The sequence below is a fragment of the Streptomyces sp. NPDC007971 genome (assembly GCF_042958635.1).
Taxonomy (GTDB): domain Bacteria; phylum Actinomycetota; class Actinomycetes; order Streptomycetales; family Streptomycetaceae; genus Streptomyces.
Genome location: NZ_JBIBJK010000025.1, coordinates 18,377 through 31,562, shown reverse-complemented (window position 1 = coordinate 31,562; position 13,186 = coordinate 18,377). Strand labels below are relative to the sequence as shown.

11 protein-coding genes and 3 pseudogenes are annotated in these 13,186 nt (G+C 69.0%); 7 read left to right on the top strand and 7 right to left on the bottom strand.

From position 1 onward, the window contains the following. Window positions 1-363 precede the first annotated feature (363 nt). The 3 genes and pseudogenes from ACFZCP_RS38280 to ACFZCP_RS38270 form a co-directional block, all read right to left on the bottom strand. Window positions 364-808 (bottom strand): annotated as a pseudogene (locus tag ACFZCP_RS38280) (sugar nucleotide-binding protein); the annotation flags it as partial. A gap of 354 nt (window positions 809-1,162) precedes the next feature. Next, window positions 1,163-1,546, bottom strand: coding sequence for a hypothetical protein (locus tag ACFZCP_RS38275; protein WP_391438517.1), 384 nt, complete (start codon window positions 1,544-1,546; stop codon window positions 1,163-1,165). A gap of 235 nt (window positions 1,547-1,781) precedes the next feature. Next, on the bottom strand, window positions 1,782-3,941 hold the full coding sequence (locus ACFZCP_RS38270) for a trehalose-6-phosphate synthase (RefSeq protein WP_391438514.1): 2,160 nt from the start codon (window positions 3,939-3,941) through the stop codon (window positions 1,782-1,784). A 166-nt stretch (window positions 3,942-4,107) separates the two neighbouring features. On the opposite strand from ACFZCP_RS38270, the gene ACFZCP_RS38265 reads away from it, so the two are divergent. Together ACFZCP_RS38265 and ACFZCP_RS38260 are read left to right on the top strand one after the other, a co-directional pair. Then, on the top strand, window positions 4,108-4,326 hold the full coding sequence (locus ACFZCP_RS38265) for a hypothetical protein (protein WP_391438510.1): 219 nt from the start codon (window positions 4,108-4,110) through the stop codon (window positions 4,324-4,326). A 327-nt stretch (window positions 4,327-4,653) separates the two neighbouring features. Continuing rightward, on the top strand, window positions 4,654-4,986 hold the full coding sequence (locus ACFZCP_RS38260) for a helix-turn-helix transcriptional regulator (protein ID WP_362700281.1): 333 nt from the start codon (window positions 4,654-4,656) through the stop codon (window positions 4,984-4,986). Between the two features lie 70 nt (window positions 4,987-5,056). Here the strand turns inward: ACFZCP_RS38260 and ACFZCP_RS38255 are convergent, their stop codons facing one another. The 3 genes from ACFZCP_RS38255 to ACFZCP_RS38245 all read right to left on the bottom strand — a co-directional run bounded on the left by ACFZCP_RS38255 (window position 5,057) and on the right by ACFZCP_RS38245 (window position 9,085). Further along, window positions 5,057-5,794, bottom strand: coding sequence for a hypothetical protein (locus tag ACFZCP_RS38255; RefSeq protein ID WP_391438505.1), 738 nt, complete (start codon window positions 5,792-5,794; stop codon window positions 5,057-5,059). Between the two features lie 568 nt (window positions 5,795-6,362). Continuing rightward, window positions 6,363-7,631 carry a hypothetical protein gene (locus tag ACFZCP_RS38250; protein ID WP_391438502.1) on the bottom strand — a complete coding sequence of 423 codons (1,269 nt, stop codon included), beginning with the start codon at window positions 7,629-7,631 and terminating at the stop codon, window positions 6,363-6,365. Further along, the gene (locus ACFZCP_RS38245; protein WP_391438499.1) at window positions 7,628-9,085 is read right to left on the bottom strand and encodes a hypothetical protein; all 1,458 of its coding nucleotides are present in this window, start codon (window positions 9,083-9,085) and stop codon (window positions 7,628-7,630) included. The genes ACFZCP_RS38250 and ACFZCP_RS38245 overlap by 4 nt, the downstream gene beginning before the upstream one ends. Window positions 9,086-9,672: 587 nt before the next feature. Between ACFZCP_RS38245 and ACFZCP_RS38240 the strand changes: the two genes are divergently transcribed. The 3 genes and pseudogenes from ACFZCP_RS38240 (at window position 9,673) to ACFZCP_RS38230 (ending at window position 11,854) form a co-directional block, all read left to right on the top strand. Then, a complete protein-coding gene (locus tag ACFZCP_RS38240; protein WP_391438497.1) occupies window positions 9,673-10,305 on the top strand; it encodes a glyoxalase in 633 nt (210 codons plus the stop codon). 723 nt (window positions 10,306-11,028) lie between these two features. Further along, a pseudogene (cutA, locus tag ACFZCP_RS38235) lies at window positions 11,029-11,338 on the top strand (divalent-cation tolerance protein CutA). Window positions 11,339-11,410: 72 nt separating this feature from the next. Continuing rightward, a complete protein-coding gene (locus ACFZCP_RS38230; RefSeq protein ID WP_391438495.1) occupies window positions 11,411-11,854 on the top strand; it encodes a hypothetical protein in 444 nt (147 codons plus the stop codon). 47 nt (window positions 11,855-11,901) lie between these two features. Here ACFZCP_RS38230 and ACFZCP_RS38225 read toward each other — a convergent pair. Beyond that, a pseudogene (locus ACFZCP_RS38225) lies at window positions 11,902-12,397 on the bottom strand (IS5 family transposase); the annotation flags it as partial. Between the two features lie 88 nt (window positions 12,398-12,485). Between ACFZCP_RS38225 and ACFZCP_RS38220 the strand changes: the two are divergent. Together ACFZCP_RS38220 and ACFZCP_RS38215 are read left to right on the top strand one after the other, a co-directional pair. After that, window positions 12,486-12,635: a hypothetical protein gene (locus tag ACFZCP_RS38220; RefSeq protein WP_391438493.1), complete on the top strand. Its 150-nt coding sequence runs from the start codon at window positions 12,486-12,488 to the stop codon at window positions 12,633-12,635. A 147-nt stretch (window positions 12,636-12,782) separates the two neighbouring features. Further along, window positions 12,783-13,186: hypothetical protein (locus ACFZCP_RS38215; RefSeq protein WP_391438491.1), on the top strand; the 404-nt coding region annotated here is incomplete at its 3' end.

The following is a 13,186-nucleotide window of genomic DNA, read 5'->3' as shown; positions in this document are numbered from 1 at the left end:
GCGCGAATTATTCGCTGCAAGCTCCGGTCGGCAAGGGGACGGGGACGTGACGTGACGGTCAGCGGCCCTGTGGTCCGTCAGAGCGTCCGTGGAGGCCGTCGCTGCGGCAATAGGAGAAGCGGCTGCCGCAGTGACACGGGGCCCCGGGCTGCTGCCCGGGGCGCCCACACGTCCACGAGTGGGGTGCCCCCGGACCTCGCTGATCCTCAGGGCGGATGAAATGGGTTGCCGACGGTACTCCTGGCCCTGATGCCGACCGCCTCCCCCTTCAACACGGCTCGGTTCGGACGCACGTTCTGTGGCGGTGGGCCCGAGCCGGACAGAGCAGTCCCTGTCCCCCGCGGGGGTCGGCGGGCCGTACGGTCACGTCGGTGCGAGGCAGAACTGGTGGGCACCGCGCAGCGTGGTGCGCCGGTTCCGCTGGGTCGCCCGGATGTCGAGGCGTACGTCGAGGGCACCGGAAGTGCGCTGTCGGCCCGAAGGCCCGTGGGCAGCCGGGAGGCGTCGAGGGCGTCACGTCTGGCGATGAGGATGCCGAGCTCGTGACGGCCCAGAGCGCCGGTCCTGTGAGGTGATGGATGCCGGACGTGTCGTACGACGCCAGTTCCAAAAAGGCGGCGGCCAGGTCGGCGACGTGCACCGGGCAGCGGATGTCGTCGGTGAACAGGACACCGTCGCGGGTGCCTGCGGCGAATTCGTGGACGGCACGCTCGTGTGCGGAACCACCTTTGCCGATGATCAACGACGTACGGGCGACGACGGCCTCCGGATGCACGAGGAGGACCCCGGTCTCGGCCGCCGCCTTTGCCCGACTGGGACGACCTACTCGCCGAGCCCGGCTTCCCTCATGGCGCCCACAAGTCGGCTCCGGGCGACGTACAACAAGGCTCCGTGAGGAGCGGCCGTACACAGCAGCGCCTTCCCCTGCCTCAGCGAGCTGACCGACGAGCACACAGACGAGTTCCTGGACGAGGTGATCCAGGCGGCCTACGACGCCGGGACACAGATCGCCTCCCTCCACGCACTCGATGTTCTCGTGGGCCAGCACGCACCCACCCCCAGGCTCCCTCACGGGGTCATGCCCTGACGGCTCCCCGGCTTCGTGAAGCGAGAAGAGCCCCGGCTCTCCTTCGGGCGGGTCGGGGCTCTTCGCTGTGCTGCCTCAGTCGTCCAGCTCGACAATTTCCACATCGCCGCCCTGAACTGTCACGGTCCTCATCCAACGGCCGCTCTCGGTGTCGTAGAAGAGGGAGTCATCGTTCCACTGCCTCTCCTCCTCTTCGACATCCGAGTGGGTGGTGTCGTCGGCATCCGGGCGGGTGAAGTGGACATCGCCCTCCCGCTGCCAGCGGTACGACCAGTCGATCTCGCTCGTGATCGCCTTGATGCTGTTGGACGGCAGCACCCTTGTCGCTTCACTGATCGCCGCCTTGACAGCCGCCCCGTAAGCCGTGCGGGCGCGCTGGTAATGGACCGTCGACCCTTCGGTCTGAAGGTCGAAGTCGATGGTGATCGTCAGGTGCTTCGGAACAGGCCTCTTAGCCATGGATCCCCCCTGGATTCCGGATCGGGGCGTCAGTATTCACGACGGCACGTCACCTCGCTGACGAACGGCCCGAAACTCTCATGTAGTTGTGCTACGGGCCAGAGATGGGGCGGCGGCGGGCCGGACGCGGTCGGAGATGGTCGGAGTCGGGCAAGCGGTGATCGGGGTTGTCCTGGTCGTCCTCGCCGTCACGGGGCGGGACGTCCAGGCAAGTTTGCGGTCGTCGGAATCGCCTTCAGAATCCGGGAATCGCCTTCAAAATGGTGTGCGTCCAGTCGGCCGGGGTCGGCGTGGTCAGGCAGGCCGCGAGGCGGGCGATGTGGAGGCGGCGCTGCTCGGGGCTCATCGTGAGGGCCTGGCGGAGGGTGTCGACCAGGTTCTGCGGGCTGTCCGGGTCGGTGAGCAGTGCAGCCCTGCCCAGGTGTTCGGCGGCGCCCGCTCGTCGGGACAGCACGAGAACGCCGCTGCGTCCGGCCGCGGCCAGGCATGCGATGTACTCCTGTGCCGTGAGGTTCATTCCGTCGGCCAGGGACGTCACCCAGAACACGTCCGCCGCAAGGTAGTTGTCGACGATGTGCGGGAAGGCCAGTGACCGGGGTACGTAGTCGACGGGCTGCCAGGCCGGGCTACTCCAGCGGGAGTTGAGGTCGTTGATCGTCCGCTCCAGTTCCGTGCGGGTTGTCTCGTAGGCACGGATGCCCGGTTCGGGGGGCGGGCAGATCAGCCGGAATCGCACGTGCCCTTGGAACTCCGGCGCCTGGTCGAGGAGGGCCGCCAGAGCGCGGATCTTGTGCACGGGTGCCTTCGCGTAGTCGAGCCGCTCGACGGAGAGCACCAGTTGCCCGCGGTTTCGGCGACGGCGCCGTGCCGAGCGTGTGCCGGCGTGGGCTTCCATCGCCCGGAGGTCGATGCCCAGCGGGTGCACCCCTGTACGGGGAGGACATGGGGTGCCCTCCAGCAGCCGTTCGAAGTTGTCGGCGTAGGCGGCGGTGTGGAAGCCGGCCCAGTCCAGATGCGCGAGCGAGGTGCGCAGTTGATCGGCCGCGGGGAGCCGGCGGAAGGTGTCGGGGGTGGGGAACGGCGTGTGGTGGAAGATTCCGATGTTGACGTCGGGGCGGCGCGGTTTGAGCAGGCCGGGGACGAGCCACAGGTTGTAGTCGTGCAGCCAGACGGTCGCCCCGTGGGCGGCGTGGGCGTCGATGTGGTCGGCGAAGGCTGCGTTGACCTTCTCGAAGTCGGCCCAGTGACGGGCATCGTGGCGGATCAGCTGCGGTTTGGACACCATCGCCGGCCACAGCGTCTCCTTGCACGCGCCGTGGAAGTAGCTCGCCCAGATGTCGGATTTCACGGGCAGCAGAGCAAGTGACAGCGCGGTGGGCGGTGCCGGACAGATGCATCGTGCGCGAGGCGCGTTCGGGCTGGGCGGTGGGGTGGTGTCCTGGTCGGTGACGAGGGCGGCCGCCCACACGGCGTCCTGACCGCAGGAGCGCGGGTCCAGGGCGGAGGTGAGCGTGGGCAGGATGCCGTTGGGGCTGGCCGGGGTCCGCCATCTGCCGTCGGACCACTGCAAGGGCGGGCGGTGGTAGCCGACCACCACCCGTGAGGGCCGGCTGATCCAGCCGAGGTGTTCCATGGCCGACAGGATCGCCGCCGCGCCGTCGAGTGCCGGGCGATGCACGCGGTTGCCGACAGGTACGCGCGTGGCCAGGGAAGGTTCGGCGTTCCCCATGATCACGCCATGGGCACCCAGGTCGAACAGCGAGAGGTCGTTCAGCGAATCGCCTGCTACGAGCAGGGCGGAGAGGGGCCAGTCGAGCGTGCGGGCGAGTTCCCGCACGGCTGCTCCTTTGCCCGCGTTCAGGGGAAGGACATCGAAGTAGCGGTCTGCGGAGTACGTCCATGAGCAGCCCAGCCCGGCCACAGCCGCCTTGAGCGCCGGGGTAAGGCGCTCAGGGGCCAGGTAATAGGAGCACCGCCCCTCCTGAACGACTCCGTCCTGGTGGACCAGCCCGGCAAAGCCCTCCAAGGCAGACCGTACCCGGTCCGTGCCGGGCCAGCCGGCACGCAACCGGGCCTCCAGGGCGTAGACATGGCCCAGGTCGGCAGCGTCGATCACGCTGGCCCCGACATCGGCGACGATCCATCGCGGTGCCGGCACGAGCGGATCGCTCTGCAGTATCGAGCGCACCGAGTGCAGTGAACGGCCGGTGGCGAAGACCACGGTGATGCACGGGTGCAGGTCCAGGAGGTGGCGCAGCCTTCGGCGTGCGCGGTCATCGCCCCCCAGGAGGGTGCCGTCGAGATCGGTGACCAGTACGCGGACGGGACTGGGGGGCGGGTGAGGTGCGGCAGGGCGCTCGGCGCGGCGATGTGTGACGTACGGGGCGGTGCCCATCTCTCCTCCTGGATCGTGACACACAGTAGCGAATCAACGACACATAGTGCTATCGTCGGACAGGGTACCGCCCGTCGACAACGCACCGCCGACGCCCGGATGAGGTCTGCGTCTCCGGCACCTCGACGGGCCGGGCCCCGTCCAGCCCAAAAGCCCCGGAGGCACCATGCATGAAGCCGATCCCGCATTCGAAGAACTGATGTCCTCCGCACGCAATGCGCCCTCAGAGCTGGTCACCCGCCTGGTGCACAGCGACGATCCGCAGGCGGCGCGGCTCGGACGAGCGATCGAGCACATCAAGAGGACCAGCACCCATGCCCCGCCGACGGAAGCGTCCGACGGGGGCCGCATCGTCAACCCGATCACCCATGATCCAGCCTGGTGAGGGCGCCCGACAGCGGCCGGCGCCCGATCAGCACGCTCACGGCGGGCGGCCTGCGCCCGCGACGACCGGGACACGGACTCCGGCCGGACCGGCCGCGCAGGACGTCCGTCCGGACACCGAAGCCGGACCGGAACAGGCCACGCGGCGGACTGACCCGTCAGGGTGACTTCGTGTCCGCTTCATGACGTATATCGCTGCAGGTCAGCGTCTTGAACGGGGGGACCGTGGCAGAGAATTTCCACCGACCCAGTTTTTAGTCATAGCTAAAGGTGGCATCCTGATGGAGTGGCAACAAGCGTTGTCTCTCGATGAGTTGGGGGGTGAGTCATGGGCATTTTCGCTCGTGACGAGAGCCGGACGAACTTAGCGGCGTCCCGGATAGGGAGGCAGGCCACGGCCTCATTGGCCGGCCTGCTGGCAGGACTGGGCAAGAACCGCTCCGATCTGGCCGCGGCGATGGGCGTGAGCCCAGGCCGCGTCAGTCAGATCATGTCGGACGATGCGAATCTGACGGTCCGGACGCTCGCCGCAGTAGCGGAGGCGCTGGACGCCGACGTCCAGATCACCTTCCGTCCCCGACCGCAGCCGGCGGACCCCAAAGCCTGCAGCAGTACGGACGCGTCATCCGTCAGGAGCAGTGGGGTCCCCGCCAGACAGTGACCGTCGGGGCCGAGCACTTCCGCCTCCCCCTCGCGCCCCGACCGCTCCGGATCACGTTCCGGGCCTTGTGTCAGCGGGTCAGCCAGCGGTCGAACCAGCGGCGCTGCGGTGGCAGCGCCGGACTGTGGAACGCGTCGTTCGACATCGCCTTCGCACGCAGGGTCCGGAGCTCTTCGTTCTCGCTCCGGCGGCCGTGGTCGTACGCAAAGCGCAGCAGGTGTCCGCACTGCGCAAGGGCGGTGCCGAACGCCTGCCGCCGGGCGATGAGTTCATCACCGTTCGGCTCACGCTGAGCCTGACGGCACGCCTCGTCGATACCGGTCTGCACGTCCAGCGCCGCGTCGACCGCCTTCTCCACATCCGCGTAGACGGCGTTGATCGTCTTGGTCTGGGCGGTCAGCGGATGCCGCTCCAGCAGGTACAGCCTGAGGTCGTGGACGAACACCCTGAGCTGGGCAGAGGTTTCGATGCCCCGCAGGAAGCCGTCCGACCAGGTGCAGGCGTCGAGGTGCACACGCTGCACCAGCCGCTCCCGGGCCAGAGCGATACCCAGGGTCATGAACTTCACGTACGGCTGCGCCGTCTCGTCCTGCTTCCGCCGGGGCAGCGCGGTGGCACCCGTCGCGGCGCCCGCAACCACCGGAGGAATCGACGCCGCGTGCGGCAGTAGCAGCACCGCCCCGGCCGCCACCGCACCCATCAGCGCCAGCACGAGCAGCATCAGAGCAGCCGACGCCCAGCTGCCCAGCAGCCGCCCCTTGCCGGCGAACTCACGCGCCAGCCCGACCCACGCGATGACCGCGCTCACAGCTGCCGGTAACACGTAATCAGCCAGCCAGGCGGGGTGAGACCAACTCATCGACGGCGCCCCCAAGACATTCCACGGACAGACCGGGCCGTCGTCAGCGCGCGCAAGCCCAGCAGGCCTCCTTCTCGGCAAGTCACACCAGCGCCCAGCCCTCTCGCCGCGCACCTGTCGTCGGGAACTGCCGCGAGTAGAGCCGATGATGTCAGCCAACACGACACCACGCCGTTACTTTGAGCAACAATCGGCCAGCGTGTCTGTCCCGTCCGGGAACCTCACCCGCTGGTACGGACGACGAATCCAGCCCGGATCCCGGCCACGCACCTGCGCACGCCCTGCCGTTCCCCGGCTTTGTCCGGCCGTTGTCCGGCGGCTTGTGCCTGATAGCCCGCTTGCCCAATTGCCTGATTGCCCGGCTGTCCGGCTGTCCGGCTGTCCGGCTGTCCGGCTGTCCGGCTGTCCGGCCAAGCGGATCATCGGACTCCGCGCGGCTGCCTCACCCTCCGGCCGAGCCCCGGAGGGGGCCGTCGCACCTCACCACCGTCGTACCCTGAACCACCTGGTGGTCAGGTCACCTGCTGTCGGTCCGTCTCCGGCTGCGGTAGCGGTAGCGGTAGCGGTAGCGGTCGAGGATGTCCTGCCGTAGCAGGTGGCCGAAGCCGGCCGACTGCAGCCGGTGGCCGAGCTGGGCCTCGTCCAGGCCGAGTTCGGCGGCCGTGTCGGTCAGACGCCAGTCGTGTGCGGCGAGGCGGTTGAGCAGGTGGCCGCGGCGCACCTGGTTCTCCGAGAGCCGGAAGGTCTTGAGGTAGACGGTGCGGCCGAGTTCGTCGGTGATCGCCTCGCCGATGTGGTTGTCGTGCTTGGGGCGGAACGGGGGCAGGAAGCGGGAGAGTGTGAAGCGGTTCATCCGGTAGACCTGCTCCCAGGTGCTGTCCTGCCCCAGCAGTCCGGCGGCCATGGTCGTGTCGTGGAAGTCCGCCCACTGTGCGGTCTGCTGCCTTGCGGCGGCCCTCAGCTCGCCCAGGGACCGGATCCCGTGGCCGGTGATGTCGGCGCGGAAGTCCGGCACCGGCGGCATCAGGGTCGCGTAGTGGTGGACGAGGTCGCCGTAGAGGTCCTGCACCAAGGACGGGTGCAGGGTGCGGTAGTCCTCCGGGTGCGGCACGACAAAGGCCGCGGCCAGCGCGTCGGCGACATAGACCAGAACGCCGCACTGTCCCGGATGGATCTCGAAGACGCGCAGCGCGTCGGCCAGCCCCGGCACGTCCGCGCCCAGGTAGGCCGCCTCCACACGCGGGGACAGTCCCTGGCTCAGGGCCTGTCGCGACCACTCCTCCCACGCGATGGCGGGCCCGCCGAAGTGCAGCGCGAGATAGCCCTCCAGCGCGAGGTGGAGCGGCAGGAAACGCAGCCGGTTCCTGGCTTCCCGGCGCGCCGTCCTGCGGTGGAAGTGCAGCCGCAGCGTTTCGACCGGCCGGCCCTGCTGTCCGCCGGTGAGCTGCGTGCCGTAGGCGGCAGCCGGTGAGCCGTCCGTCGTCCACTCCGCGACGAATCCGTGCGGGATGTAGGAGAGGTAATGCCGCCCCCCGGTCAGGTCCACCACGCCCGGCCCGCCGTAGATCCGCGGATGCAGACGCAGGTCCTGAACGGGCTCGGCCCGCACCAGCGGCACCAGCCGCACCGCGCCCCAGACCTGGGAAGGGCGTACGGAGAGCCCGTCGAGCAGGCCGGCACGCGGCACCGGCGTTGCAGCATCCCGGAGGGCACCCGTCAGCGGCGGTCCGGCATCCGGAGCGGAACGCGTCACCGGCGCAACGGCGCCCTGTCCGTGTGGTGTCATCGCGGGCTCCCTTCCGCTCGCTGCCGCGGGACCGAGGGAAGCCGGTCCGCCCGGGCGTCGAGGTAGGTTCTCAGTTCGGCCAGCCCGGTGCGGCCCTCGGCGAACTGCGCGATCTCAACGAGCGCGGGCAAGTCCTCCGCGTCGCGGATGCCCGCGGTCGGCACACTCGACGACAGCCGGCGGACGTCGAAGCCCGCCGCGTCGTACACCGGGTTGAGGTGCACCACGCTGGTGCGGCGGTCCGTATCGAGTCGGGTCCGCCAGACCCGGAGCACCTCGCCCGCCAGACCCGGAGGGGCGTTGTCCCAGCCGTCGGAGATGATCACCAGGCGTTGCGGGGAAGTGCCCAGCGCATCAAGGATCCGCTCGCCCAGCGGGGTGGGTCCGACGGGGTGCGCCAGCAGCGCGTCGCCGCGACCGGACGTCCACAGGCCCGTGTAGCGGACGGCGAGCGCTTCGAGGAGATAGTGGCAGGCGAGGGCTACGACTAGCGGGCGCTGCTGCTTCACCCCCGAGCCGTAGGAGGAGAAGCTGTCGTCCAGGACGGCAGTCACCCGGCCCCAGCTCCCCCGGTGTTCGCCCGCAACCCGCACGGCCGCCGTCCGCAGCGCGCCGGTCAGCTCCTCACGGCGGGATACCCGCTCCGCGGCCGGAAGGGAGAGCACATAGCCGGCCAGCCGGGTGAGCGGCATGCGGGACAGGTCCGTCCCGACGGCTTCCGCGGCCGCGGCACCCTGCTGGTGCGCAGCCCGCTGGAGCCGCAGCCTCTCCAGACGGGACAGCCGCGGAGCGATGCGTTCCAGGAAGACGCCGCGTGGGATGCCGTGCTTGGCCGCAAAGCCCTCGGCAACGGTGTAAGGCAGCTCGTAAACGGCGGCCTGCTCGAAATGGGCACGGCGCCAGGCCTCGAGGATCGGCGTGTCGTAGTGGGTACGGCTCTGCGGCGCGAACAGGAAGGCGCCGAGTTCCGCACCGCCGGGTGCCAGATGTGCGTGCCGCAGTGCCTGCTTGAGGCCGTTGCGGTACTTGACGGCGTCGAAGGCGAGGTCGGGCCGGGCTGCCAGCCAGTCCCGCAGCAGGGCGCGGGTGCGGCGGTTGTTGACCCCCGCGCGGCGAAGGTACCGGAAAAGCCCGTAGACGCGCTGCGGCGGCAGCAGGGCCAGCCGGCCGGCGATCAGACGGCCTTCGCTGCGACGCTGGTCCGCGGTGGCCTCGGCGGCGGTCTCCAGCAGCCGCCGGATGATCAGTACGGCGTTGTGGTCGTTGATGTCGAGGGCGAGCGCACCCGCGTACAGGTCGCGGTAGTTGCCCAGCATGTAGGCGTGCAGGAAGTCGAGGGAGAGCCGCTGGACCCCTTCGTCGGAATGGAACTCACGCTGGCCCGTCGAAGTGATCGCAGCATTGATGAAGAGCAGCACATCGTCAGCCGCTATCAGATCCCCGAACGACTCCATGCCCCAACCCGCTCACTCATGTATCCCCCTGAGGCCGGCCGGGGAGTGGAAGCACGAGCTGCGAATCATTGCTTTACAGGCAGGTTCCGGAAGTCGCACCAAAGTCCCGCGGCCGGCATCGGGACCGTAACACAGCGCAGCTCGCAGGCCTTACGGCTTTTCCCGCCGGCCCTGCCCGGCGGGCATGACCACCCGATCCCATGCCCCACCGCGAAGCCCGGTCGGCCGCCTTCGCAGGTGGATCCCGGCGGGCGGCGCAGAGCCCACTCGCGGCCGGTACGCCGGACAGCGGCCCGCCTGCGCGACGCCGACCGTGCCTCGGAGTCGGCGGCGCGGAGGGGTGCTTGGGTGATGGGGTGGTGGGGTGGTGGGGTGGTGGGGTGCTGCGGATGTGTGGTGGTGGGGTGGTGCGGACGCGGCGCAGCAGGGTGGCGGGGTGGCGGGCAGAAGACGATCGCGTCGGGGGCCTCCCATGGGGCTGCCTCCGGGCTGCTTCCGGGCTGCTTCCGGGCTGCTCCCGGACCTGCCTCCGAAGCGGTCAGTTTTCGAGAAGCTAGGGTGACCCGGCTTCACCTACCGTCGACGACATGACCTCGATCGCATCCATCACCCTCGAAGTGGCCGACACCACGGCCGCCGCCCTCTTCTACTCCACCGCCTTCGGGCTGGACTCGTCCCGACTGCGCCTGCGCGCCTGCGCGACCCCGACCAGCGGCTTCCGCGGCTTCACGCTGTCGCTGGTCGTGCCCCAGCCGGGCAACGTCGACGCCCTCATCGGCGCCGCCCTCGACGCCGGAGCCGTCGCCCTCAAGCCCGCCTCGAAGTCGTTGTGGGGCTACGGCGGTGTCGTCCAGGCCCCGGACGGCACGATCTGGAAGATCGCGACGTCGGCGAAGAAGCACACCGGCCCGGTCACCCGGGACTTCGACGAACTCGTGCTCCTGATCGGCGTCGAGGATGTGAAGGCCAGCAAGCAGTTCTACGTCGAGCAGGGCCTCGCCGTGGGCAAGAGCTTCGGCGGCAAGTACGTGGAGTTCGCCGCCGGGGCGGGGCTCGTCAAGCTGGCCCTGTACAAGCGGCGTGCTCTCGCCAAGGACGCTGGTGTCTCCGCCGACGGCACCGGATCGCACCGGCTCGTGCTCTCCGGCGACGCAGGCTCGTTCATCGACCCGGACGGATTCGTCTGGGAAGCCACCGCCCCGCTGACCGCCGACGCCTGAGCCCAGTAGCCTCCCCCTTGCGGGACCGGTCCTGCGGCGTTTGCGCGGTCGCCACCGGCAGCGACGCCCAGGGTTGTGTGGCCGCGACCGGTCTGCGCGTCCACGGCGCCCCCCTCGTGACCGCCGCCCAGGACCTCCTCACCTCGCGACGGCGCAACCAAAAAGCCCGGCGGCGCGACCCAGGAGTCGCATCGCCCGGGGAGGCCGCGCCTCGGAAGGCGCGCGCCCGGCATTGCCCCCGACCACACAGGCCTCAGCCAACCGTGCGGCGCCCGGGACCGGCCATGACCGCGCTGACGCCGACTACCGAGCCCGCACCGCCAGGCGCGATGCTCCGATGCTGAACGCCCTGCTCGGTGGCGGCTGTTGAGAGGAGAGCACGGATGCAGGTCTCCTCGCCACCATCGCGGCGCTCGCGGGCGGGGCACCAGGCGAGGCGGCGGCCGAGCGGGGCGCCCGCTCCCGACCAGGAACGAGCTGTACGGCTACGGCCTGCCGTAGCGTACCTGCGGATACACCGAGAGCAGATCAAAACGAAGTTCGTGGTCTGGCGGGAGCGGATCGGCAACATCAGCGCCCTGGAACTCGGCTCCTACGGCATCGCCGACCGGCTCCGCTCCCTGCGGCTCCTCTGACACCGCAAGTCTCCAGCCCACCACCCGTTTCGAGAACGCGACGGCCGCTGGGTAGTGTCGAGATTCACCGACCTGGAAGGGCAGTTGCATGGCCAGCGACATCGTGATTGCGCAGACGACCATCAACGACCAGGAGCGGGCGAGAGCCGGTTGGCTGCCTGCGCCCACGTTGATCAGCCGTTTGCGGCGACGTACTGGTGGAAGGGTGCCATCGAGACAGCCCAGGAGTGGCGGATCTCGTACAGGACGACCACAGAGCGCTTCCAGAGCTGGAGGCCTGGGTCGCAGAGCAGCACAGCTACGAGGTCCCGGAATGGATCACCCTCCCGGTGACCGGCGGATCCGAGGCCTACCTGAAGTGGGTGGTCGAAGAGACCTCGCCGCAGTCTGCCGAGTGACTTACGCCGCGAACTCCTGAAGATGCTGGGCACGTTCGGCGCCGCGCCGCCTTCGAGAACTGGCGGCCGCCGGTGGTCGGCGTCGCGCTCCTGGTCCCGGTCGGACCGGACTGCCCCGCTGTCGCCGACCTGCAGGGGACCCTGATGCTGCCCGTCGGCGGCGTGCATGACGGGCAGACCCTCGAAGAAGCCGCTCACCGGGTCCTGTCCGGCCCAGCCAACGGCCTGCAGCTTCTCCGCCGCGTCGCCGTCGACTGGGTACAGAAGCGCCGTCGCAAGGTCATCACCCACGTCCTGGCGGCCGCGCCCACCACGGCCGCCGCAGTGGAGGAACTGGTGTACCGCGACCCGCGTGCCACGGTCCGCGTACTGCCCACGCTCCAGTTCCTCGACCAGGTATGGCCGACCATCCGGACACGCATCCTGGTCGGCCTGGAGGCACTCGCCATAGGTGAGACCGCCTGTATCGAATCGGGCACCGTGCAGGCCGCTCTGCCCGCGGATCTCGCGGCCTGATGCTTCCCGGGTGCGGCCGCCACTACTGTAGGAGTTGTCGTCAAATGTCACGCCCACATCAGGAGCCATGACAGGGCGACAGCTGCTGGGTAGCACTCGGCGGTCTTGTCGTACCGGGTTGCGATGCCGCGCCACTGCTTCAGGCGGTTGAAGCAGCGTTCCACGACATTGCGTCGCTTGTAGAGCTGCTTGTCGAAGGCCGGCGGACGCCCGCCTTCGACTGCCGCGCTTCAGCCTGTTGCGGACCTCATCGGCCCGCTCGGGGATCGTGTGGGCGATGCCGCGCCGCCTGAGTCAGCTGCGGATGGCCCGGGAGCTGTAACCCTTGTCGCCCAGGACATGGGCGGGCCGCACGCGGGGTCGTCCCGGGCCGACGCGGGGCACCCGGATCGCCTCCATCACCGCGGTGAACTGGGTGCAGTCGTTGGTGTTCCCGCCCGTGAGGGTGAAGGCGAGCGGGCGGCCGACGCCGTCACAGGCGAGGTGGATTTTGCTGGTCAGGCCGCCACGGGAACGTCCGATGCCCGGGCTGCGGATCCCCCTGTTCAAACTCCGGCGGCAGGCTGGTGGGCGCATTCGGAGGACACCTCGATGGCATGCGCTGGACACGAGCATCAACCACGTCCACATCATGCCCCGCACGCCCGGGCTCAATGGTCAGGTGGAGCGCTTGCACCGCATCGACGCCGAGGGGTCCTACAGCCTGTTCGAAGGAATGGTCATCGACGACACCGAGGTATTCAACGACATGCTGCAAGAATTCGAGAGCTTCTGTAACTAACATCGTGTTCACGGAGCTCTAGGCCGGCAGACGCTCTGTGAATGACTTCACCGAAAACGCCGAGTCAGGGCCGAGCGAACACCGACAGTTACTTATCCAAAGTCCAGGAAGTATCCAAAATGGCTGGTTGCGGGAGGAGTTTCCAAGATGGCGCAGGCAGGTGCTGCTAGGTTTGCCTCGGTTTGGCTTCAACAAGGCGGGCCGGCGGTGGAGGCTCGGCACAATCTGACCTCTGATCAGCATCAGCAGACAGTCAACGATCTGTTCGGCAGGGGATTCCGGCCCATCTGGGTCAGCGGCTACGGCAATGACCCCCGCTTCGCCTCCATCTGGGTGCAACAAGACGGACCAGCGGTGGAGGCTCGCCACAATCTGACCTCCGACCAGCACCAGCAGACAGTCAACGACCTGTTCGGCAGAGGATTCCGACCCATCTGCGTCAGCGGCTACGGCAACGACCCCCGCTTCGCCTCCATCTGGGTGCAACAAGACGGACCAGCGGTGGAGGCTCGCCACAATCTGACCTCCGACCAGCACCAGCAGACAGTCAA

Bases quoted from the DNA above. Each gene is read 5' to 3' on its own strand.
- ACFZCP_RS38265 (WP_391438510.1), top strand. From the start codon at position 4,108: ATGCATGAAGCCGATCCCGCATTCGAAGAACTGATGTCCTCCGCACGC.
- ACFZCP_RS38220 (WP_391438493.1), top strand. From the start codon at position 12,486: ATGCCCCGCACGCCCGGGCTCAATGGTCAGGTGGAGCGCTTGCACCGC.
- ACFZCP_RS38245 (WP_391438499.1), bottom strand. From the start codon at position 9,085: ATGGAGTCGTTCGGGGATCTGATAGCGGCTGACGATGTGCTGCTCTTC.
- ACFZCP_RS38275 (WP_391438517.1), bottom strand. From the start codon at position 1,546: ATGGCTAAGAGGCCTGTTCCGAAGCACCTGACGATCACCATCGACTTC.
- ACFZCP_RS38250 (WP_391438502.1), bottom strand. From the start codon at position 7,631: ATGACACCACACGGACAGGGCGCCGTTGCGCCGGTGACGCGTTCCGCT.
- ACFZCP_RS38270 (WP_391438514.1), bottom strand. From the start codon at position 3,941: ATGGGCACCGCCCCGTACGTCACACATCGCCGCGCCGAGCGCCCTGCC.
- ACFZCP_RS38260 (WP_362700281.1), top strand. From the start codon at position 4,654: ATGGGCATTTTCGCTCGTGACGAGAGCCGGACGAACTTAGCGGCGTCC.
- ACFZCP_RS38240 (WP_391438497.1), top strand. From the start codon at position 9,673: ATGACCTCGATCGCATCCATCACCCTCGAAGTGGCCGACACCACGGCC.